Consider the following 22,456-nt stretch of genomic DNA (forward strand, 5'->3'; position numbering starts at 1 on the left):
TTGTCGCATCGGATGCCGTGAGGCGGGGCGTTTAGAACGAATCCCCCGGCACGCGCACCCAGCCTTCCATGAGCACGCGCGCGCTGCGGCTCATGATGGCCTTCGTGACCGTCCATTCGCCGTTTTCTTCACGCGCCTGCGCGCCCACGCGCAGCGTGCCCGACGGGTGCCCGAAGCGCACCGCGCTGCGCTCGCCGCCGCCCGCCGCGAGATTCACGAGCGTGCCCGGAATGGCCGCCGCCGTGCCGATCGCCACAGCCGCCGTGCCCATCATGGCGTGGTGCAGCTTGCCCATCGACATCGCGCGCACGAGCAGGTCCACGTCGCCCGCTTCCACGCGCTTGCCGCTCGACGCCGTGTAGCCCGTGGGCTTTGCGACGAAGGCGATTTTCGGCGTGTGCTGGCGCGTGGCGATCTCGTCGAGGTTCTTGATGAGGCCCATGCGCAGCGCACCGTGCGCGCGGATCGTCTCGAACTTCTTGAGCGCTTCGGCGTCGCCGTTGATCGCGTCCTGCAATTCCGTGCCCGTGTAGCCGATGGCTTCGGCGTTCACGAAGATCGTCGGGATGCCCGCATTGATCATCGTAGCCTTGAGCGTGCCCACACCCGGCACTTCGAGGTCGTCCACGAGGTTGCCTGTGGGGAACATCGAGCCGCCCGCGCCGTCTTCCTCGGCGGCCGGGTCGAGGAATTCGAGCTGCACTTCGGCGGCGGGGAAGGTCACGCCATCCAGCTCGAAGTCGCCCGTTTCCTGCACGTGGCCGTTCGTCATCGGCACGTGCGCGATGATGGTCTTGCCGATATTGGCCTGCCAGATGCGCACGGTCGCCATGCCGTTGTCGGGCACGCGGCTCGGGTCGACGAGGCCGCCGCTGATGGCGAACGGGCCCACGGCGGCGGAGAGATTGCCGCAGTTGCCGCTCCAGTCCACAAAGGCCTTGTCGATGGCGACCTGGCCGAACAGGTAGTCGACGTCGTGATCGGGCTTGCTGCTCTTCGCCACGATCACGGTCTTGCTCGTGCTGGAGGTCGCGCCGCCCATGCCGTCGATCTGCTTGCCGTACGGGTCGGGGCTGCCGATCACGCGCATGAGCAGCTTGTCGCGCGCCTCGCCCGGCTGCTGCGCGGTAGCGGGCAGATCCTGAAGACGGAAGAACACGCCTTTGCTGGTGCCGCCGCGGATGTAGGTGGCGGGAATCTTGATCTGAGGTACGTGTGCCATGTGTTGTCCTGAAACGAAGGGCGGCGCGTGTGTCGCCACCGCGCCGCCCGTTTTTCGTTTATGCCGCTGCCTGCGACGACTCGAGGAAGTCCTGTGCGAAGCGCTGGAGCACGCCGCCTGCGTCGTAGATCGACACTTCTTCGGCCGTGTCGAGCCGGCAGGTGACGGGCACTTCCACGCGTTCGCCGTTCTTGCGGTGAATCACGAGCGTGAGGTCGGCGCGCGGCGTGCGCTCGCCGATCACGTCGTACGTTTCCGTGCCGTCGATGCCGAGCGTCGTGCGGTTCGTGCCCGCCTTGAACTCCAGCGGCAGCACGCCCATGCCGATCAGGTTCGTGCGGTGAATACGCTCGAAGCCTTCCGCCACGATCACTTCCACGCCCGCCAGACGCACGCCCTTGGCCGCCCAGTCGCGCGAGCTGCCCTGGCCGTAGTCCGCACCCGCGATGATGATGAGCGGCTGCTTGCGTTCCATGTAGGTTTCAATCGCTTCCCACATGCGCGTGACCTTGCCTTCCGGCTCGATGCGCGCAAGCGAGCCCTTCTTCACGGCGCCGTCCACCACGGCCATCTCGTTGATGAGCGTGGGGTTCGCGAAGGTCGCGCGCTGCGCCGTGAGGTGGTCGCCGCGGTGCGTGGCGTACGAGTTGAAGTCCTCTTCGGGCAGGCCCATCTTCGCGAGGTACTCGCCCGCTGCGCTGTTCGGCAGGATCGCGTTGGAGGGCGACAGGTGGTCGGTCGTGATGTTGTCGCCGAGCACGGCGAGCGGGCGCAGGCCCTGCAACGTGCGCTCGCCGGCGAGCGCGCCTTCCCAGTACGGCGGGCGGCGGATATACGTGCTTTGCGCGCGCCAGTCGTACAACGGGTCGGTCGTTTCGCCGCTTTCCGCCGTGAGCGCGAACATCGGTTCGTAGACCTTGCGGAACTGCTCGGGCTTCACGCTCTTCGCGACGATGGCGTCGATTTCCTCGTCGGTCGGCCAGAGGTCCTTGAGGTACACGGGCTTGCCGTCCTGGTCCGTGCCGAGCGAGTCGCGTTCGATATCGAAGCGGATCGTGCCAGCAATCGCATAGGCGACCACGAGCGGCGGCGAGGCGAGGAACGCCTGCTTGGCGTACGGGTGAATGCGGCCGTCGAAGTTGCGGTTGCCCGAGAGCACGGCGGTCGCATACAGATCGCGGTCGACGATTTCCTGCTGGATCTTCGGATCGAGCGCACCCGACATGCCGTTACACGTGGTGCAGGCAAACGCGACGATGCCAAAGCCGAGCTTTTCCAGGTCCGGCAGCAGGTTGGCTTCTTCGAGGTAAAGCTCGACAGCCTTCGACCCCGGCGCCAGCGAGCTCTTCACCCAGGGCTTGCGCGTGAGGCCGCGTGCGTTCGCGTTGCGCGCGAGCAGGGCGGCGGCGATCACGTTGCGCGGGTTGCTCGTGTTCGTGCAGCTCGTGATGGCGGCGATGATGACCGCGCCGTCGGGCATCTGGCCCGGCGTTTCTTCCCACTTGCCCGCGATGCCGCGTGCGGCGAGGTCGGACGTGGGCAGGCGCTTGTGCGGGTTGGACGGACCGGCCATGTTGCGCACCACGCTCGACAGATCGAACGTGAGCGTGCGCTCGTACTGCGAGTTGGCCAGCGTGTCGGCCCACAGGCCCGCAGCCTTCGCGTACGTTTCGACGAGCTTGACCTGCTCTTCCTCGCGGCCCGTGAGGCGCAGATAGTCGAGCGTCTGGTCGTCGATGAAGAACATCGCGGCGGTGGCGCCGTATTCGGGCGCCATGTTGGAGATCGTGGCGCGGTCGCCGAGCGTGAGGCTCGACGCGCCTTCTCCACGGAACTCCAGGTACGCGCCGACGACCTTTTCCTTGCGCAGGAATTCGGTGAGGGCGAGCACGATGTCGGTGGCGGTGATGCCGGGCTGGCGCTTGCCCGTGAGCTCCACGCCGACGATGTCGGGCAGGCGCATCCACGAGGCGCGGCCGAGCATGACGTTCTCGGCTTCGAGGCCGCCCACGCCGATCGCGATCACGCCGAGCGCATCGACGTGCGGCGTGTGGCTGTCGGTGCCCACGCAGGTGTCGGGGAACGCCACGCCGTCACGCGCCTGGATCACGGGCGACATCTTCTCCAGATTGATCTGGTGCATGATGCCGTTGCCCGGCGGAATCACGTCGACGTTCTTGAACGCCTTCTTCGTCCAGTTGATGAAGTCGAAGCGGTCGACGTTGCGGCGATCTTCGATCGCGCGGTTCTTGTTGAACGCGTCCGGGTCGAAGCCGCCGCATTCCACCGCGAGCGAGTGGTCGACGATCAACTGCACCGGCACGACCGGGTTCACCTTGGCCGGGTCGCCGCCCTGGTCGGCGATGGCGTCGCGCAGGCCCGCGAGGTCGACGAGCGCGGTTTGCCCGAGGATGTCGTGGCAGACCACGCGCGCCGGGAACCACGGAAAGTCGAGGTCGCGCTTGCGCTCGATGAGCTGCTTGAGCGAGGCCGTGAGCGTGGCCGGGTCGCAGCGGCGCACGAGGTTTTCGGCGAGCACGCGTGACGTGTACGGCAACGTTGCGTAGGCGCCGGGCTGGATGGCCTCGACGGCTTCGCGCGCGTCGAAGTAATCGAGCCGGGTGCCCGGGAGGGACTTGCGGTAGGCGGTATTCACGGCTTGGGGACCAAATGTGTAGTGGGTTTGCGGCGGCTTCGCGCGCCGTGAGCGAATGGATTCACTCTAGACGCACGCGCCGTCGTCTCCCAGTCGGCCGGACGTCATAGTGCGTCCGGCCGACTGGTCAGCGTCGATCAACGCTTGCCGATGGGCGTGAAGTTCAGGTTTTCCGGACCCGTGTAGTTCGCGCTCGGGCGGATGATCTTGTTGTCGACGCGCTGCTCGATGATGTGCGCGCTCCAGCCGGCCGTGCGCGCGATCACGAAGATCGGCGTGAACATGGCGGTGGGGATGCCCATCATGTGGTACGACACGGCGCTGAACCAGTCGAGGTTCGGGAACATCTTCTTGACTTCCCACATCGTCGATTCGAGGCGCTCGGCGATGTCGAACAGCTTCAGGTTCGACTGCTCCTTCGAGAGCTTCTTCGCCACTTCCTTGATGACCTTGTTGCGCGGGTCCGAGATCGTGTAGACGGGGTGGCCGAAGCCGATCACGACTTCCTTCTTTTCCACGCGTGCGCGGATGTCGGCTTCCGCTTCGTCGGCGTTCTCGTAGCGCGACTGGATCTCGAACGCGACTTCATTCGCGCCGCCGTGCTTCGGACCGCGCAGCGCGCCGATCGCGCCCGTGATGGCCGAGTAGATGTCCGAGCCCGTGCCCGCGATCACGCGGCCCGTGAACGTCGAAGCGTTGAACTCGTGCTCGGCGTACAGGTTGAGCGACACGTGCATCGCGTCCACCCACGACTTCGACGGCGCGCGGCCGTGCAGCAGGTGCAGGAAGTGGCCGCCGATCGAGTCGTCGTCGGTTTCGACTTCGATGCGCTTGCCGTTGTGCGAGAAGTGATACCAGTACAGCAGCATCGAGCCGAGCGAGGCCATCAGACGGTCGGCGATGTCGCGCGCGCCCGGCAGGTTGTGGTCGTCCTTCTCGGGCAGCACGGTGCCGAGCACCGAGACGCCGGTGCGCATCACGTCCATCGGGTGCGCCGAGGCGGGCACGGCTTCCAGCGCCGTCTTCACGGCGGCGGGCAGGCCGCGCAGGGCCTTGAGCTTGGCCTTGTAGCCGGCCAGTTCGGCCGTGTTCGGCAGCTTGCCGTGCACGAGCAGGTACGCGACTTCCTCGAATTCGCACGCGGTGGCGAGGTCGAGAATGTCATAGCCGCGGTAGTGCAGGTCGTTGCCGGTGCGGCCCACGGTGCACAGCGCCGTGTTGCCTGCCGCCACGCCCGAAAGCGCAACGGACTTCTTCGGCTTGAAGCCGCCTGCGGCTTGCGTGGTGTTTTCTGCTTCGCTCATGGTGTCTTCCTCTCTCTATGTATGGGCTGTGGGGGCGGATTTACTTCTTCGCGGCGAACAGGGCGTCGAGCTTGTCTTCGTACGCGTGATAGCCGAGGTATTTGTAGAGGTCTTCGCGCGTCTGCATCGTGGAGACGGCGGCCTTTTGCGTGCCGTCGCGCTTGACGGTCTCGTAGAAGTTCAGTGCGGCGGCGTTCATCGCGCGATACGCGCCGCAGCAGTAGAGCGCGATATCCACGTTGGCGCTCTTGAGTTCTTCGGTTGTGAAGAACGGCGTCGAGCCGAATTCGGTGAGGTTGGCGAGAATCGGCACCTTCACGGCCGCGCGGAAGCGGCGGTAGTCGTCGAGCGTCTTCATCGCTTCGGGGAAGATCATGTCCGCGCCCGCTTCCACGTAGGCCACGGCGCGCTCGATCGCGGCGTCGATGCCTTCCACGGCGGCCGCGTCGGTGCGGGCCATGATGACGAACTGGTCGTCGGTGCGCGCGTCCACGGCGGCCTTCACGCGGTCCACCATTTCACCGGTCGCCACGACTTCCTTGTTCGGGCGATGGCCGCAGCGCTTCTGGCCCACCTGGTCTTCCAGGTGCACGGCCGCCACGCCCGCCTTGATGAATGACTTGATCGTGCGCCCGATGTTGAAGGCGCCGCCCCAGCCGGTGTCGATGTCGACCATCAGGGGGATGTCCACGGCGTCGGTGATGCGGCTCGCGTCGATCAGCACGTCGTCCATGGTGCTGATGCCGAGATCGGGCACGCCCAGCGAATTGGCGGCCACGCCGCCACCCGACAGATAGACAGCCTTGAAACCGGTGGCCTCGGCGAGCTTGGCCGCATACGCGGTGATCGCGCCGACCACTTGCAGCGGTTGCTCGGCGGCCACGGCGGCGCGGAACTTCGCGCCGGCGCTTGCGGGGGATTTGCTGTTCATGCGTGATGTCTCCAATTGAATCGCCGCCTTATATTGCAGGTAGCGTGCCAGCTCTGCCGGATGACGCTAATGCATTGATTTTTATGGTTATTGTCAAAACGAGGAGGCGAGCCCCGATTTCCGTGGTGAAATCGCGATTTCAAAACTGAAATCGTCGCGCGATAATGCGAATTCAGCTGCGGCGGGCTTTCGGGCTTTTCGCCGCGCCGCACCGTGATCGCTTCGCCGGACATCATGAACCGCTTCCCCGCTTCCGCTTCCCCCGCATTCCGCCCGCGCGTGTGGGCCATGGGCATCAGCCGCCTGCGCGACCTGTTTCGCGACATCGCCCGCGAATACGACGATCTCGCGGACCTGCGCGTGGTGCCGCGTGGCTTCGAGGAGGCCGTGGCCGACATCGCCGCCGCCGGGCCGAACCAGCGGCCCGACGTGGTGGTGGCGGCGGGCTCGAACGGCACATACCTGAAGGCGCGCATCGACGTGCCCGTAGTGCTCTTGCAGCCCACCGGCTTCGACGTGATGCAGGCGCTCGCCCGCGCGCGGCGCGAAGCCGAGCTGGTCGGGCTCGTCACCTATGGCGAGACGCCCGTCGAGGTGCGCCGCTTCGCGAGCGCCTATGGCATCGACGTGGTGTTCGGCCAGTACCGCACGGTGCAGGACGCCGAGGCCTGCGTGCTCGACCTGCGCGATCGCGGCGTGGGGGCCGTCGTCGGGCCGGGACTCGTCAACGACCTCGCGGCGCGGCTTGGGCTCGTGCCGTTTTTCGTCTACTCGCGCCCCTCGGTGCGTGCGGCCTTCGACAATGCGCTCGAACTCGTGCAGGCCACCTGGCGCGAGACGCTACGCCGCCAGCGCCTTGACAGCGTGCTCCAGCATTTGCGCGACGGCGTGGTGGCGCTCGATGCGCGCGGCCGCATCGAGGCGATCAACCAGCGCCTCGCGGACGTGCTCGGCGTCGATCCCGCGGCGGCGGCGGGGCAGTCGCTTGCCACGCTCGCGCCCGACATCGCCTTCGCCTTGCCCGAAGCCGACGGCGAATCGCTCGAAACCGTGCGCGGCGTGAGCTATGTCGTGCATCGCGGGCCGCTCGTGGACAATGGCGTGACGACGGGCGCCGTGCTCACGTTCCAGGAGTCGCGCGCCGTGGAGCGGCTCGATCGCACCTTGCGCTCGCGCCAGCGCACGCAGCAGTTCGTCGCGCGCTACCGCCTGGACGACCTGAGCGGCGCGTCGCCCGGCATCGAGCGCGTGCGCCAGCTTGCGCGGCGCTACGCGAAGTCGGACGCCACCGTGCTGATTCGCGGCGAAAGCGGCACCGGCAAGGAAATGATCGCACAGGGCATTCATCGCGAGAGCCCGCGGCGCGACTTTCCATTCGTCGCCATGAATTGCGGCGCGTTTCCCGAAGCGCTGCTGGAGAGCGAACTGTTCGGCTACGAGGAGGGCGCGTTCACGGGCGCGCGGCGCGGCGGCAAGGTGGGGCTCATCGAGGCCGCGCACCGCGGCACGCTCTTTCTCGACGAGATCGGCGAGATGCCCTTGCCGTTGCAAAGCCGGCTGCTGCGCGTGCTCCAGGAGCGCGAGGTGGTGCGCCTCGGCGCGACGGAGCCCACGCGCGTGGACGTGCGTGTGGTGGCCGCCACGCACCGCGCGCTCACCGAGCAGATCGAGGCGGGCGAGTTCCGCGCCGACCTGTTCTATCGCCTGAACATTCTCAATCTCGCCATTCCGCCGTTGCGCGAGCGCGGTGCGGATATCGCGCTGCTCGCCGCCGAACTGCTGCTACAGGCGTCGCGCCGCGAAACGCGCGTGGCCGTGCGCATCCGTACTGCCGACGATGCGGCGCGCACGCTCGCGCTCGTGAGCGGCGCGCTCGCGAGCCACGTGTGGCCGGGCAATGTGCGCGAATTGCAGAACGTGATCGAGCGGATCGTGGTGGAGCTGGCGGATTCGGAGGAGAACGTGGTGACGCCCGACGTGCTGCGCTCGATCGCGCCCGAGGTGTTCGAGTCGCGCCGCCGCGCCGCCGATGAGCGCAGCGAGCCAGGCGCGGCGGGCGAGGGCGCGCTCACCTTGCGCGAGCGCAGCCTGAACGTGGAAGCCGATGAAATCCGCGCGGCGCTCGACGCCTGCCACGGCGACCGCGACCGCGCGTGCGAGATGCTCGGCATTAGCAAGACGACGCTGTGGCGGCGGCTTTCCGGCGCGAAGGGCAAGCGTGGCGACAGGGCGGCCGGGCCGGGTGAAGCCGCCGAGGCGCCCGAGGCAGGCGAGACGGCGCGCCCGCGCAGAACACCGCGCGGTTAAGGCGCGCGGCGGCGACGCCTCAGTTCTTCAGCCCCTTGAGCAGCGGCGCGACGGTTCCGTGCAAATGCAGGATCGTGGGGCTGGCCTGCAACAGCGCCTGATAGCGCTCATAAAACTCCGCCGATTCCTCGCCGGAAAAGAGCGCGCCCACGCCTTGCGCCGCGCCGATGCGATCTTCGGCGCTCGCGTCTTTCGCATCGAGCGTTTCGTCGACGTTGGCGATGATCGTCGAGAGCGGCATGAGCCAGCGGAAGCCCGAGCCGTTGATGAGCACCTGGAGGAAGGCCGCCGGCGTGACCGGCCCGAACTCGCGCTCGTACTCCGCGCGCTCGTGGTCAAGGATCGCCTTGTGCAGTATGAGCAGCGGCTTGCGGACGTCCGAGAGGAATTGAATGGCGCTCTGTTCGTTCATCGTGCGGCTCCTTCGTTGACGCGCGCGCGGTCGCGAGTCGCCGCGCGCCGGATGTTGGGGGAGCGCGAGCCAGTCGCGCGGGTATGCGGACGATGGTAGCGCAATGCCCCGCCGCATGGCGTTATGCGCAGCGCCGCTCAGTGCGGGCGCTACACTCTGGCGGGGGCGCGATGCCCGCCCGGCCGATGGCGGCCGCCCACGTTTCAGCGCATTCCCCGGAGAGCCGTGCGATGAAGATCCTGCCGCTGCGCCGTGACGACCTGCCGCTCGACACCACCGAGCTGGCGCGCTTCATGGTCGGCAAGTATCTCGTGCGCGACCTGGCGCGCGGACGCATGGCGGGGCGGCTGGTGGAGATCGAGGCCTACCCGCTGGGCGACTCCACGAGCCACGCCTACAACGGGCGGCGGCCGTGGAACGCCTCGATGTTCCTGGCGCGCGGCCACGCCTATGTGCGGCTCACCTACGGCAGCGCCTGGATGCTCAACATGTCGAGCGAGGCCGTGGACGTGGGGGCGGGCGTGCTGTTTCGGGCGGTCGAACCGCTCGAAGGGCTCGCGGCCATGCAGGCGCAGCGCCCCGGCGTGCCGCCGCGCGACCTCGCGCGCGGACCGGGGCGGCTCACGCAGGCCTATGGCATCGGCGCGGCATTCGACGGCGCCGATCTGTGCCTGGGCCACGGGCTCTGGATCGGGCGCGTGGACGAACCGGCGCGGCCGGTGGGGGTGACGACGCGCATCGGGTTATCGCGGGAGATGGACCGGCCGCTGCGTTTCTACGAACTGGGCAGCCCGTTCGTGAGCGGACCGCGCAAGCTGCTGGGAGAAGGCCAATAAAGTCGGCCAATGAAGCCGGCAAATGCAGCCGGCCGATGCAGAACGCCGATGACGCGCAAGCGTTGCGGCACAACGGTCCGCGTACTCAGCCTGCATTGTTGCGATGCTTGAAACTGTATTTTTTCAAAATAGGGGTTTGCCCTAATCTCTTGACTCAATAAACTGAAGTCACTGATCCGGCGCCACACACGAGCACCGGCATAAAACAAGTGATGGAGGTAAATACCATGAAGACCCGCAACCTGCTTCAAGCCGCAATTGTCGCCGCTCTCGTCGCCGCTCCGGCCCTTTCGTTTGCCCAGGTGCAAAGCGATGCCCCGAAGACCCGCGCCGAAGTGAAGGCCGAACTGATCCAGCTTGAAAAGGCCGGCTACAACCCGGCTACCGCGAACGACGCCACCTATCCGAGCGACATCCAGGCCGCCGAAGCGCGCGTGTCGCAGCAAGAAGGCGTGGCGCAAGCGCCGGCAGCCGAAACGAGCGGCTATGGCCCGGCGACCTCGGGTTCGTCGCAGTCGGGCGGCCAGCCGGCCACGCTGCGCCCGTCGCAGTCGGTGTATTTCGGCAACTGATTGAAGACCGATTCAGGCAACTGACCCGGTAGCGCTGCGATTGCCCGGCTCCCTGGCCGGGCATCGACCCGCAACCATCGAAGCGGGTCGCACACAGGACTGAAACGCGGGCACGCGAGCCGTGCGCGCCTGCCGAGCGTTTCTCCCTCGTTCCCGCCACAGACCTTACCCCGACAGGTTCCTGACCATTCCAGGCGGACATGCGCGCGTTTGCATCCTTGCCGCACGCCGCCGCGCAAATTTTCGCGCGTTTTTCATGCGTGGAACCTCCGCTGCCGCAAGGTAGCTTCGCCCAACCCCGCCGGGATTGGGCGTTTTTTCACGTTCCGCCGTGACGTTCCATCGACAGGGTGAGGCCGTGCGCGCCGCTTTCAGGAGCCCGGACCGCCGGTGATGTAGTGCTCGAGCTGCTCGATCGTGAACTTCTGCTCGGCGATGATTTCCTTCACCAGGTCGCCGATCGAGACCATGCCCACCAGCTTGCCGTTGTCCATGACGGGCAGGTGGCGCATGCGCCGCTCGGTCATGAGCGCCATGCAGTCGTAGGTGGTCTGGTCGGGTTGGACGAAGCGCACGTGCGGACTCATGATGTCGCGCACGGCGGTCGTTTTCGACGATCGGTCCATGAGCACGATCTTGCGGGCGTAGTCGCGCTCCGTGATGATGCCCGCGATCGATGCGCCGTCGGTCACGAGCAGCGCCCCGATCTGTTTTTCGGCCATCAGGCGGATGGCGTTGTAGACGGAATCGCTGGCTTCGATCGTGTACACCACCTGATCCGGCTTCGATTTGAGTACCTGTGCAACGCTTGTCATAGGGCGACCCCTCTTCGTCCTTCTGGTTGTTCAGTCATTGCGCGGCGTGGCAGGCCGGCCTTGGCGGCTGTCCTGCCAGTGGGAAGCCATTCCAGTATAGGCGGATGCCGTGGCGCGCGTCGTCGGGGTATGCGCGGGGTCGCACCATTTACGCGACGGGCATAAGGCGGCAAGTCGCCGCCCGACGGGCGGGCGCAAGAGGCGCAAGTGGCACAAATCGGGGGCGAGAGAGGCCGGGGGAAGGGCTGGCGCGGCGGGGCGGGCCAAATGGCGGTAAACTCCGGTTCCTAACTTCAATCCGGCCGTGGCCGTTTTTTGCCAGTCTTTTGCTCGAGAATCATGCCTACGCTTCCTGAGTCGTCCTGTGCGGACGGCGACAACGCCAACGAATGCGTCGTGCTTGACGCGACCGCCACGCTGCCGACCCGCTACGGCACGTTCGAGTCCTATGTCTATCGGGTAAAGGACGGCGGCGCCGAGCATCTCGCGCTCGTCATGGGCGACGTGGGCAGCGGCGAGCCGACGCTCACCCGGCTCCACTCCGAATGCCTGACCGGCGACGTGTTCGGCTCCTACCGCTGCGACTGCGGCGAGCAGCTCGACCTCGCCCTGCGCTATATCGCGGCCGAAGGCCGTGGCGTGCTGCTTTACCTGCGTGGCCACGAAGGCCGGGGCATCGGCCTGTCGAACAAGATCCGCGCGTACCAGTTGCAGCAGCAAGGCCGCGACACCGTCGAGGCGAATCTCGACCTCGGCCTGCCCGACGACGCGCGCGAATACGATTCGGCGGCGGCGATCCTGCGTCTTTTGAAAGTCTCGTCGGTGCGGCTGATGAGCAACAATCCCAAGAAGTTCGAAACGCTCAGGGAGCACGGCCTCCCGGTGATCGAACGCGTGGCGCTCGCGATTCCCATGCGCGAGGAAAACGAACGTTATATCCGCACCAAGCAGGTCAAGTTCGGGCACTACTTCGAAGAAAACGAGTAACCCGGCGAATCGACTGGGTGCTCGTGGGCACGCGACTTGCGCAGTGGCAACAGCAATTAGCTGCAAAAAGGGAGAAATAATGTCGAAGCGCCCTCAGACGCGCTTGCGCACGCTCGCCTCAGCGCTTGCGAGCGCGAGCCTCGTCACCGGCCTCGTGCTCGCCTCGGCCGACGCCAGCGCGCAAACCGCGGCCTATACGAGCGAGCCGGTCGAACTCTACGCGGGACCGTCCGGCGATTACCCCATTGTTTCCGAGCTTGGCCCCGGCGTGCCCGTCACCGTGATGGGCTGCGTGAGCGACTACTCATGGTGTGACGTCACGGTGCCCGGCCTGCGCGGCTGGGTCTACGGCGCTTATCTCAGCTATCCGTATCAGGGCACTTACGTGCCGCTGCCCAACTACGGCGCGGCGATCGGCTTGCCGATCGTGGCGTTCTCGCTCGGCGCGTACTGGGGCAGCTTTTATCGCGACCGGCCCTGGTACGGCGAGCAGGACCGCTGGGCGCATATGCCGCCGCCCGAGCGTGGCCGCCCGCCCGCGGCACCCGCGTGGCATGGCGCGCCGGGCCGCCCGCCTGGCCAGCCCGCGGCCGGCGGCGAGCGTCTGCCCGGGCCGTATGGGCATCCGAACGGCGGGCCGCCTCCCGGCGCAGGCCGCCCGCCCGGCAATGCGGAGGGTCCGCGTCCACCGGCCGACTTGCCCCGCAACATGCCGCCGCAGGGCGAGGGACGTCCGAACTTCGGCGAACAAGGACCGCATGCGCCCGCCAACATGCCGCCGCAGGGCGAGGGGCGTCCGAACTTCAACGAGCAGGGGCCGCACGCGCCCGCCAACATGGCGCCGCGTCCGCAGGAGCAGGCCCGCCCGCCCGCGCCTCAGCCGCAGGGTGGTGGCCGTCCACAGCCGCGGGGCGGCCCCGCGCCGGGCTTCGCGCATCCTCCGTCGGCGCAGCCTCAGGGCGGCGGCATGCGTCCGCCTCCACCTGCCGCCGTGCAGGGTCGGCCCTCGGCGCCGCAGGGTGCGCCTCAGGGCGGCCATCCTTCGGGCCAGGGCAACGGCCGTGGCGACGAGCACGAGCACTGACCGATCTTCCTTGCCTTCGCGGTACCTAGATGGATGCCCTTGGCGGGCATCCTGCCTTGAGTTCATTTAATTAGGATTGCGTGGTAATCAGTGTGCTGTGTTGCGCATCGCCAAACAATGTTCCGCGACCATCATCGTGCGCAAGCCTCACCGTGAGACCTTCCTACGTCCGCTGCTCGCCATCCTGACGGATTTAACAATCCCTGACAGTAAGTTCTTGGCGTCCAGGTGAGAATAGCTCGTCGCGGCAAATCGAAGCGTTGCCGCATGACGTTCCCGATGCACGAGTCTGCTCTGTGCGCCCGGGGGCGCCGGAATAATGCTACGGGGGCTGGCACGCACGGGACCTGGTGATGCGGCCGGAACGAGGAAGTCAGAGCGAACCCGAGTTCGCCGGATAACGCTGGAAATCCAGCGCCTTGAGGTGGATGTGGCGATGGCAGCACGTGCCTCGTCGTGCAGGGAGCGGCTGCGGCCTGCCGGCCCGCGTCGGGCGGTGACGCGGTTGGCGGGGTTCGCGCCGGGCATGACGATGACTGCGCTGGCGGTCCGATTCCGGGGGCGGATTCCGGAGACCACGCGGTGCGTAGCACGCCGCTGTCGCCACTTTTTTTCTTTCATCCTGAATTCATTCTCCTTGCCGCCGCGCGCGCCGCGTGCGGCTTGGCGTTGTTGCGTCCGCGAAAAACGGCTGGCGCTTGTCTGCTCAACGGGGGCTACATGTTTTTCCGAACCGGCCGCACCCGCTTCCCGCCGGGCTCGCGCGTCAACGGCGCGGGTCTGGGTCGCGCACTCGAGCGCATCGAACTCGACCTCCCGCGCGACCGTCATGCGCGCGCCGCGATGGAGGCTTACGCCGATTCCTGCGCATCCGAGCTGCCGTGGCTGAGCGAAGCGCTGCGTCTGTCGCCGTTCGGCCGCGCGGAGCGGCTCACACAGTGCTCGTCCACGGTGCTGCGCGTGTTCGTGACCGCGCAGGCGCGTGCGGCGGTGCAACCCGACTACGCCCACGCGGCATGGGAACACGTGCGCTCGCACCTGACCGCATTGCTTTCGGCTCCGGCTTTCGCGCAGGCTCCGGCCGGCGATGCGAGCGCGCATGACGCGACGCCGCCGGCCCACGAATCCGGCCTCACGCCGCACCAGTCATAGGGCCGCGGGCGGTCCCGTCCGGCCAAACCCGCTTCGAACGATGACGATTTCGACTACCATGAGCGATTAACATGAGTGCATCCCAATCCCTGAAGTCGACCCTCGCGGCGTGCTCCCATTTTTTTCGAGACGCAGCGAAAGTAGCGGTCTTTGGTGCGCGGCGCCGTCCGCGCGCTCTGACCTTGAGGATGGGTACGCGTTTTGACCTGGGCGCGGGAGCGATCTGGCTCGCCGGGCCCGGCAAGACGCTGGCCGTCGTCGCGGTGAGCGGCGGCAGGGAGGCAGTCCATCCTGAAAAGATGAAGAACAAACCTGGTTGCGGGGTGTTATGAGAATTGCAGTACTGGATGACGATCCGGCGCAGACAGATTTCGTCTGCCAGACCTTGACCGCGGCGGGCCATGCCTGCCATCCGTTCGCGAAGGGCGGCGAGCTTGTCCGGCAGCTTCGCAGGCAAACGTTCGATCTGCTCGTGCTCGACTGGAACGTGCCCGACATGGCGGGCGACGAGGTGCTGCACTGGGTGCGGCAAAGCCTCTCCACGCGCTTGCCGGTGCTCTTCATGACGAGCCGCAGCCGCGAAGTCGACATCGCGCAAATGCTCAACGCGGGCGCCGACGACTACGTGGTCAAGCCCGTTTCCGCGCCCGTGCTGATCGCGCGCGTGAACTCGCTGCTGCGCCGCGCCTATCAGCTTCATGCGCCCGCGCTCAAGGAAACCTTCGGCGAGTACGAGTTCGATCTGAAGTCGCGCCAGGCGTCGGTGAGCGGGCGCCAAGTCGCGCTCACGCAGAAGGAATTCGATCTCGCGCTGCTGCTTTTCCAGCACCTGAGCCGCCCGCTCTCGCGCGCGCATATTCTCGACGTGATCTGGAAGCAGTCCGACGACATTCCGTCGCGCACGATGGACACGCACGTCTCGATGCTGCGCTCGAAGCTCGGCCTGCGCCCCGAAAACGGCTATCGCCTCACGCCGATCTACGGCTACGGCTATCGACTCGAACGCATCGAGGGGGACGACGCGTGAAGGGCCCGCGTGCGGTTCAAGCCACCGTCGTGAAGGCAAGCGCGGTGCGCGCCTCCGCGCTCCCGTTGTTCGCCTTCGCGCTTGCGCTCGTTCCCTTCGCCCGCGGCGCGGAAGCGCGAGAGAGCGCCGCGCGAGCGCCGGCGCAGCCGCCCGAAATGACCACCTACGTGACGCGCCCCGGCGACTCGCTTTACGACATCGCCGCGCGCTATCTGCGTAGCCCCGCCGACTGGAAGAAGCTTGCGAGCGTCAATCGCGTGAGCGAGCCGCGTCGCCTTCGGCCGGGCACGACGCTGCGCGTGCCTGTTGCGCTGCTGCGCCAGGACAGTCTCAGTGCGAAGGTGATCGCCGCGAACGGGCCCGCCCAGCACGCGTTCCGCAACGGGCCGCTGCTGCCGCTCACGGTCGGCGCCAGCCTCGTCGAAGGCGATCGCGTGCAGACCGGCCACAATGGTTTCGCCACGCTCGAACTGGCCGACGGCTCGCACATCGCCTTGCCTCCCGATACCTCGCTCGACCTGGCCACGCTGCGCCAGACCGTGCTCACGGGGGCAACCGACCGCATCGTCAATCTGCACAGTGGCGAGGTGAGCACCGAGGTCACGCACGCAACGAAGAAGGACGATCGCTTCCAGATCCGCTCGCCTTCCGTGGTGGCGGGGGTGCGCGGCACGCAGTTTCGCGTGAGCTACGACGGCGCGAAAGGCGCAACGGCAGTCGAAGTCCTGGACGGCGCCGTGGGCGTGGACGCCGCCTCGCTCGCGCAGGGCCGCAGCGGCGCCTATGCGCCGTCCGCATCGTCCGCACTGCATGCCGCGCCCGCGCCCGGCACGCCGCTCGCCGCCTCGGAGCAACTCGTCGCCGCGCATCACGGCAGCCTGACGCTCGCCGGCGAGCCGGCGGGCGCGCCCGTGCCGCTGCTCGACGCGCCCAGTCTCCTGAATCCTTCCCGTGTGCAGGACGATAATGAGGTGGCCTTCGATATCGCGCCGTTGCAGGACGCACGCGGCTACCGCGCGCAGATCGGCCGGGACGCGGGACTGCTCGACATGATCCGCGACACGCGCAGCGCCGACCCGCACGTGCCGCTCGGCGCGCTCGACGACGGCACGTACTTCGTGCGTATCTCCGCGATCGACGAGCGCGGCCTCGAAGGCATGCCCGCGTCCTATGCGTTCGTGCGGCGCCACATGTCGCTCGGTACGAGCGCCGGTCGTATCGAAGGCTCGCGCGACTTCGCCTTCCGCTGGTTCACCGACCGCAACGCGCAGAACACGCGCTTTCGCTTCGTGCTCGGCACCACGGACGATCTGCGCGTGCCGCTCGTCGACCGCACGGACATCACGTCGGGCGAGGCCGTCGTGCGCGACTTGCCGAAGGGCGTCTACTACTGGACGGTGATCGCCGAGCAGTTCGACAACGGCCACTACTACCAGAAGGCGAGCCCGATCCAGTCGTTCAGGCTCGACTGGTGACTCGGCCGGACGAGGTGGAGCCACGCATGAGCGCGAGGCCGCCCGCGCGCCTTGGCCGCTCAGTCGGGCGCCGCTTTCTGTTCGAGTGGGCCGGGGTGGGCTGCGCGGGCTTCGTTGTGGTGCTGCTGTGCGTGATCTGGCGGCTGACGGGCGGCGCGGACAACCTGGTCTACGACCGCTTTCTCGCCGCGCGCGAGCGGCCGGTCTCGCCCGACATCGTGCTCGTGGAGATCGACAACGCGAGCGTGGCCGCACTCGGGCGTTGGCCCTGGCCGCGCGAGGCGCATGCGCGGCTCGTCGATCAGCTCGCGAAAGCGGGCGCGGCCGCCATCGTCTACGACGTGCTGTTCACCGAGCCTTCGCCCGACGACGCGCGCTTCGCACAGGCGTTGCGCGCCCGCCCGTCGTTCCTGCCCATTCTCCTCACCCCCGCCGCCGACGACGGCCATCGCGACGCCGTGCGCCCGGTCGCGCCGCTCGCCCAGGCGGCGGCAGGCGTAGGCCACATCAATCTCGAAGTCGATAGCGACGGCATCGTGCGCAGCGTCGCGCTGTTCGAAGGCGACGCGCGCCAGCGCTGGCCGCAGTTGATGGTGCCGCTGTGGCGCGCGGTGCGCGACGGCGCCGTGACGCTCGCGCACGGCACGCCCGCCGCCGCGCAGCGCGACGACGTGCTGCGCGCCGCCGCGCCCGGCAGCGAGGCGCGCTTTCTGATTCCATTCGGCGCGCGCTCGCAAACCTACCGCAAGGTCTCCTTCGCCGACGTGCTCGCGTGCCGCGTGCCGCCCGAGACGCTGCGCGGACGTGTGGCGATCGTCGGCGTGACGGCCTCGGGCCTTTACGACCGCTTCGCCACGCCGCTCTCGGGCACGCTCGGCCCGCTGCCCGGCGTCTATATCCACGCCATCGTGCTCGACACGCTGCTCAACGGCACCGCCATCCAGCCCGCGCCGCCGCTCGCGGTCGTGCTGGCCTCGCTCCTGCCGCTCGCGGTGCTGCTGGCGGGCTTTCTCGTACTCTCGCCGCTGCGCACGCTGCTGCTGCTCGCGCTGCTCATCCTCGTCTCGCTCGGCACGAGCGCGGGCATGCTGTACGGCGCGCGGCTGTGGCTGCCGCCCGTGCCCGCGGTCGTCGCGCTGCTCGTCGTGTATCCGGTGTGGAGCTGGCGCCGCCTCGAAATGACGATGGCGTACCTGCGCAAGGAACTGCGCCAGCTCGCCGACGAACCCTATCTTTTGCCCGAGGCGCCCACGCCGCGCCGCGAGTTCGCGGGCGACGCGCTCGCCCAGCAGATGGCGCTGATGGCGCAGGCCGCGCAGCGCCTCCAGGACATGCGCCGCTTCGTGTGGGACAGCCTCGACTCGGTGCCCGAGCCGATTGTCGTGGCCGACCTGCGTGGCGTCGTGCTGATCGCGAATCACGCTTCGCGCGCCTATCTCGCGCGCCTGCGCGTGGGCGCGGCGGAAGGGCGCTGGATGCAGGACGTGTTCGGCGATCTCTCGCTCGTCAAGCCGATCGACCCGAGCCCGGAGATGATGACGTTCGCGCACGCGCACTGGCCCGCGCCGCTCGACCCGGCGCGCGGCGAATTCGCGGAGCTGATGGAGCGCGGCGTGGAAGTGCGGGCGCGCGACGGCAGCGACTACCTGCTGCGTTACGCACGCTGTACGAACGCGCAAGGCCAGGCGGTGGGCTGGATCGCGGGCCTCGTCGACGTCACGGAACTGCACGACGCCGAGCGCCAGCGCGAGGACGCGTTGCGCCTGCTCTCGCACGACATGCGCTCGCCGCAGGCCTCGATCGTCGCACTCGTGGAAACCGAGCGCGAGCGCGGCACGCTGGCCTCGGAGCCGGTGCGCGGCGTGATGGAGCGCATCGAGCGTTACGCGCGCCGCTCGCTCACGCTTGCCGACGACTTCGTGCAACTTGCGCGCGCGGAGTCGCAGGTCTATGCGCTCGAACCCACGAGCCTCGCGGAACTCATGATCGACGCGAGCGACGAAGTCTGGCCGCAGGCGCGCGCGAAACGCATCCAGATCGACACGGCGTTCGAGGGCGAGCAGATGGGCTGGATCAACGCCGACCGCTCGCTCATGACGCGCGCGCTGGTCAACGTGCTCAACAACGCGGTGAAATACAGCCCCCCCGATACGCGCATTGTCTGTAAGATCGCGCTGGACGATGAGACGCCGCCGCATGTGATCTGCTCGATCCAGGACCAGGGCTACGGCATCACGCACGAGGATCAGGCGAAGCTGTTCGAGCCGTTCCGCCGTTTCCATGCGGGTCAGCGGCCCGAGGTGAGCGGCGCGGGGCTCGGCATGGCCTTCGTGAAGACCGTCGTGACGCGCCACGGCGGCGAAGTCCATGTGGAGAGCGAGCCGGATAAGGGCACCAAACTGACGATGACGCTCCCCGCATTCGACGCGCCGGCTTGAGCCGCGCGAACGCGCATGACAAGAACGCCGCCGGCCGCGCGCCGGCGGCCCCGATGGAGTGTTCAGTGAAGACCCAGTTGTCGATGTGTCTGCTGCCGCTGCTCGGCGCTCTCGCCGGCTGCGCCGGTGTGACGACCGATGTCGAGGCCACCGGCGGCCTGCCTGCCATGGGCACGGCCGCCGCGAACTACCGTTTCGCCCCCACGCCCGCGCAGGCCGACGCGGGCGAGATCCTGCCGTACCAGGGCTTGCTGCGCGAGGGCCTCGCGCAGCGCGGCTTTGTCGCGGGCGCGCCCGAGGCGGCGCGCTATCTGGTTTCGGTGGCCTGGGCCACGCGCCCCGCCGACGTGAAAGTGGTGGCAGGCGAGTGCGCGGGCGGCTGCGTGCCGGCCGAAGGGCCGTCTTTTCCATGGTTCGGGCGGCCTTACGTCCATACGCTGACGCTGCGCTTCTTTACGCTGCCGGAAGGCGGCGAGGTGTACAAGGTGAGCGCGGTCAAACGCGACCGCAACGCCGACGCGCGCGAAGCGCTGCCGTACCTCATGGCGGGCGCGCTGGCGCGTCTGCCGTATGCGGGCGCGCCGCAATGGCGGGTCAAGCTCGGCAGCGGGGCCGACGCGGGCGCAGGCTCGGCGAGCGCCCAGCCGCATATGCCCGCGGTGCTCTCGGTTTCGCCGATCAATCAGCCGTAAATCAGCCGTAAATCAGCCGTAAATCAGCTGCGCATCCAGCCGCAAACCCGCCATAAGGCCGCCGCAAATCCAGCGCAACTTTCCCCAGGCCGGGGCGGCGGCGTGCGCGCTATGCTGACTCCACGATCCGCCGCAACGGTTGCGCGCGGACCTCACGGGAGTCGCTCATGTTCGATCACATTGGATTGCGCGTGCAGGATCTCGCACGTAGCGTGCGTTTTTACGAGGCGCTGCTCGCGCCGCTTGGCGTCGTGGTGTGCATGCGCGACGACACCTACGCGGGGCTCGGCCAGCCAGGCCAGCCGAAGCTGTGGTTGCACGCGCTTGCCGCGCAGGACGCGAGCGCGCCGCGCGGCGTGCATGTGGCGTTCCTGGCCCCGAGCCGCGCGGCCGTTGACGGCTTCTACGAGGCGGGCCTGCGCGCGGGCGCGAAGGACAACGGCGCGCCCGGCCTGCGGCTCGACTACAGCCCCGACTATTACGCAGTATTCCTGATCGATGCCGACGGCAACAACGTCGAGGCCGTGTGCTACGCCCGCGAAGCGTGAACTAGCGCGTCAGACGCCCGGCGGCACGTCGGGCACGGGAGCCGGTGCGCAGTCCGGCTCCCCCTGCGGCCAGGCATTCTCGAACACGCATTCGCCCAGCGCCTTGCGCTTCGCCCAGTGCTCCATTTCCAGCATGGGCTGCGGATAAAACGCCTCGACCTGACCCACGCAAAGGATCGCCACGGGTTTCGCGCCCGGCGGCATGGCGAGCAGCGCGCGCACCTCGTCGACGTCGAAGATCGATACCCAGCCCATGCCGAGCCCTTCGGCGCGCGCGGCGAGCCACATGTTCTGGATCGCGCACGCCACGGAGGCGAGATCCATCTCCGGCAGCGTACGCCTGCCGAAAATATGCGTCTCGCGCCGGTCCATCAGCGCGAACACGAGCACCTCGGCGCACTCGCGCATGCCCTCCACTTTGAGTTTCATGAACTCGTCGCGGCGCTTGCCCAGCGCGTCGGCGGTGGCGATGCGTTCGCGCTCGACCGTTGCATGAAGTTGCTCGCGCAACGACGGGTCGGTAATCCGCACGATGCGCCACGGCTGCATGAAACCCACGCTCGGTGCGTGGTGGGCGGCGTCGAGCAGGCGCGCGAGCGTGGCGGGGTCGATCGGGCCGGGCACGAAGTGCCGCATGTCGCGCCGCTCGTAAATCGCGCGGTACACCGCCGCGCGTTCGGCTTCGTCAAAGGGCTGTGCCATGAAAGAGTGCGGCCGTGAAAGCCGGGTTGGAGGGCCAGTAAGCGTGCATGTAGGTCGCCGCGATCGAGCCGTGGCGATAAAACGCCTCGCCCGGCGCGCCGGTTTGCGCGTGGCGCGCCGTGAGCGCGGGCGCAAGCGGCGTGCTCATGCGCGAGTAATGAAACGTATGGCCGCGCAGCGCGCCGTGCTCGCCGTCGACCTGCTGCATGCCGAGCGCCGCGAAGCGCTTTTGCATGGCCGCCTCGCCGGGCAGCAGGCCGAGCATCGGCGTGCGCGTGCCCGCCACGTCGGTGAGCGCGTCGAGCAGATAAAGCATGCCGCCACATTCGGCGACGAGCGGCTTGCCCGCGGATACATGTGCGCGCAACGTATTCGCGCTTTGCGTATTGCGCGCGAGCGTCGTGGCATGAAGCTCGGGGTAGCCGCCGGGCAGGAAGATCGCGTCGGCGTGGGCGGGAGCGGGTTCGTCGGCGAGCGGCGAGAAGTAGCTCACGCGCGCCCCCATGGCTTCGAGCAGCGCGATATTCGCGGGATAGAGAAACGAGAACGCGGCGTCACGAGCGACCGCGACATGGCGGCCTTCGAGCAGGCGCGGCATTGCTTCGTCATGCGAAGGATCGTCGAATGCCACCGCAGGCGGCAGACCGGCGAGGGCGGTTTGCGCGAGCGCGTTGGCGGCGCGTTCGATGCGCGCGTCGAGGTCGTCGATCTCGCTTGCCTGATGCAGGCCGAGATGGCGATCGGGCAGCGCCATCGTCGTCTCGCTTGCCACGTGCCCCAGCCAGCGCAGGTCGGCGGGCAGCGCTTCCTGCAACATCTGCGCGTGGCGCGCCGAACCGACGTGGTTCGCAAGCACGCCGTGAAACGGCACCTCGGGCCGAAAGCGCGCGAGGCCGAACGCGATCGCGCCGAAGGTTTGCGCCATCGACTTCGCGCTGACGACGGCCGCCACCGGCACGCCAAACGTCGTTGCGAGATTGGCGCTGCTCGGCGTGCCGTCGAAGAGGCCCATCACGCCTTCGATGAGGATCAGGTCCGCTTCGCGCGCGGCCTGCGCGAGCAATGCCCGGCACGCGTGCTCGCCCACCATCCAGAGGTCGAGCGAGAGCACGGGCGCGCCGCTCGCGCGCGCGAGGATCATCGGGTCGAGAAAGTCCGGCCCGGTCTTGAACACGCGCACGCGCCGACCCGCGCGCCGGTGCAGCCGCGCGAGCCCCGCCGTGAGTGTGGTCTTGCCCTGGCCCGAAGCGGGCGCGCTGATGAAAAGCGCGGGGCAGGCAAGCGTTGCGCACATGC

General features: G+C 67.9%; 20 protein-coding genes. 12 read left to right on the top strand and 8 right to left on the bottom strand.

The window, feature by feature from the left end; translation table 11 throughout:
• Positions 1-31 precede the first annotated feature (31 nt).
• The 4 genes from prpF to prpB all read right to left on the bottom strand — a co-directional run bounded on the left by prpF (position 32) and on the right by prpB (position 6,113).
• Complete coding sequence (prpF, locus tag C7401_RS19090; protein WP_112172959.1) at positions 32-1,222, bottom strand: 2-methylaconitate cis-trans isomerase PrpF; 1,191 nt, start codon at positions 1,220-1,222, stop codon at positions 32-34.
• A gap of 58 nt (positions 1,223-1,280) precedes the next feature.
• A complete protein-coding gene (acnD, locus tag C7401_RS19095; protein WP_112172960.1) occupies positions 1,281-3,878 on the bottom strand; it encodes a Fe/S-dependent 2-methylisocitrate dehydratase AcnD in 2,598 nt (865 codons plus the stop codon).
• Between the two features lie 137 nt (positions 3,879-4,015).
• A complete protein-coding gene (gene prpC / locus C7401_RS19100) occupies positions 4,016-5,182 on the bottom strand; it encodes a bifunctional 2-methylcitrate synthase/citrate synthase (protein ID WP_112172961.1) in 1,167 nt (388 codons plus the stop codon).
• A 40-nt stretch (positions 5,183-5,222) separates the two neighbouring features.
• Positions 5,223-6,113: a methylisocitrate lyase gene (gene prpB, locus C7401_RS19105; protein WP_112172962.1), complete on the bottom strand. Its 891-nt coding sequence runs from the start codon at positions 6,111-6,113 to the stop codon at positions 5,223-5,225.
• Positions 6,114-6,347: 234 nt separating this feature from the next.
• On the opposite strand from prpB, the gene prpR reads away from it, so the two are divergent.
• A complete protein-coding gene (gene prpR, locus C7401_RS19110; RefSeq protein WP_112173180.1) occupies positions 6,348-8,420 on the top strand; it encodes a propionate catabolism operon regulatory protein PrpR in 2,073 nt (690 codons plus the stop codon).
• Between the two features lie 19 nt (positions 8,421-8,439).
• Here prpR and C7401_RS19115 read toward each other — a convergent pair whose 3' ends face one another.
• The gene (locus C7401_RS19115) at positions 8,440-8,832 is read right to left on the bottom strand and encodes a hypothetical protein (RefSeq protein ID WP_112172963.1); all 393 of its coding nucleotides are present in this window, start codon (positions 8,830-8,832) and stop codon (positions 8,440-8,442) included.
• 230 nt (positions 8,833-9,062) lie between these two features.
• On the opposite strand from C7401_RS19115, the gene C7401_RS19120 reads away from it, so the two are divergent.
• Together C7401_RS19120 and C7401_RS19125 are read left to right on the top strand one after the other, a co-directional pair.
• On the top strand, positions 9,063-9,668 hold the full coding sequence (locus C7401_RS19120; protein WP_258397143.1) for a DNA-3-methyladenine glycosylase: 606 nt from the start codon (positions 9,063-9,065) through the stop codon (positions 9,666-9,668).
• A 227-nt stretch (positions 9,669-9,895) separates the two neighbouring features.
• On the top strand, positions 9,896-10,240 hold the full coding sequence (locus tag C7401_RS19125) for a DUF4148 domain-containing protein (protein WP_112172965.1): 345 nt from the start codon (positions 9,896-9,898) through the stop codon (positions 10,238-10,240).
• 371 nt (positions 10,241-10,611) lie between these two features.
• On the opposite strand, the gene C7401_RS19130 is transcribed toward C7401_RS19125, so the two are convergent.
• Complete coding sequence (locus C7401_RS19130; RefSeq protein WP_112172966.1) at positions 10,612-11,055, bottom strand: CBS domain-containing protein; 444 nt, start codon at positions 11,053-11,055, stop codon at positions 10,612-10,614.
• A 339-nt stretch (positions 11,056-11,394) separates the two neighbouring features.
• On the opposite strand from C7401_RS19130, the gene ribA reads away from it, so the two are divergent.
• The 9 genes from ribA to C7401_RS19175 all read left to right on the top strand — a co-directional run bounded on the left by ribA (position 11,395) and on the right by C7401_RS19175 (position 20,458).
• Entirely contained in the window at positions 11,395-12,042 is a 648-nt protein-coding gene (gene ribA / locus C7401_RS19135) for a GTP cyclohydrolase II (protein WP_112172967.1), read from the top strand.
• 79 nt (positions 12,043-12,121) lie between these two features.
• Positions 12,122-13,126 (top strand): SH3 domain-containing protein, encoded by a 1,005-nt coding sequence (locus C7401_RS19140; protein WP_112172968.1) that lies wholly within the window; start codon positions 12,122-12,124, stop codon positions 13,124-13,126.
• Positions 13,127-13,846: 720 nt separating this feature from the next.
• Entirely contained in the window at positions 13,847-14,278 is a 432-nt protein-coding gene (locus C7401_RS19145; protein WP_181565614.1) for a hypothetical protein, read from the top strand.
• 71 nt (positions 14,279-14,349) lie between these two features.
• Positions 14,350-14,610, top strand: a complete 261-nt coding sequence (locus tag C7401_RS19150) for a hypothetical protein (protein WP_112172969.1) — start codon at positions 14,350-14,352, stop codon at positions 14,608-14,610.
• The gene (locus tag C7401_RS19155; protein ID WP_112172970.1) at positions 14,607-15,305 is read left to right on the top strand and encodes a response regulator transcription factor; all 699 of its coding nucleotides are present in this window, start codon (positions 14,607-14,609) and stop codon (positions 15,303-15,305) included. Before C7401_RS19150 ends, C7401_RS19155 begins: the two co-directional genes overlap by 4 nt.
• The gene (locus C7401_RS19160; protein WP_224045120.1) at positions 15,302-16,780 is read left to right on the top strand and encodes a FecR family protein; all 1,479 of its coding nucleotides are present in this window, start codon (positions 15,302-15,304) and stop codon (positions 16,778-16,780) included. Before C7401_RS19155 ends, C7401_RS19160 begins: the two co-directional genes overlap by 4 nt.
• 26 nt (positions 16,781-16,806) lie before the next feature.
• Entirely contained in the window at positions 16,807-19,218 is a 2,412-nt protein-coding gene (locus C7401_RS19165) for a CHASE2 domain-containing protein (RefSeq protein WP_112172971.1), read from the top strand.
• A gap of 65 nt (positions 19,219-19,283) precedes the next feature.
• On the top strand, positions 19,284-19,910 hold the full coding sequence (locus tag C7401_RS19170) for a DUF4136 domain-containing protein (RefSeq protein ID WP_181565615.1): 627 nt from the start codon (positions 19,284-19,286) through the stop codon (positions 19,908-19,910).
• 167 nt (positions 19,911-20,077) lie between these two features.
• A complete protein-coding gene (locus tag C7401_RS19175; RefSeq protein ID WP_112172973.1) occupies positions 20,078-20,458 on the top strand; it encodes a VOC family protein in 381 nt (126 codons plus the stop codon).
• Between the two features lie 9 nt (positions 20,459-20,467).
• Here the strand turns inward: C7401_RS19175 and bluB are convergent, their stop codons facing one another.
• Positions 20,468-21,160 carry a 5,6-dimethylbenzimidazole synthase gene (bluB, locus tag C7401_RS19180; protein ID WP_112172974.1) on the bottom strand — a complete coding sequence of 231 codons (693 nt, stop codon included), beginning with the start codon at positions 21,158-21,160 and terminating at the stop codon, positions 20,468-20,470.
• Entirely contained in the window at positions 21,144-22,454 is a 1,311-nt protein-coding gene (locus tag C7401_RS19185; protein WP_112172975.1) for a cobyrinic acid a,c-diamide synthase CobB, read from the bottom strand. The genes bluB and C7401_RS19185 overlap by 17 nt, the downstream gene beginning before the upstream one ends.
• Positions 22,455-22,456 lie beyond the last annotated feature (2 nt).

Origin of the sequence: Paraburkholderia unamae (assembly GCF_003268775.1) — a bacterium.
In the GTDB taxonomy this organism is placed as follows: domain Bacteria; phylum Pseudomonadota; class Gammaproteobacteria; order Burkholderiales; family Burkholderiaceae; genus Paraburkholderia; species Paraburkholderia unamae.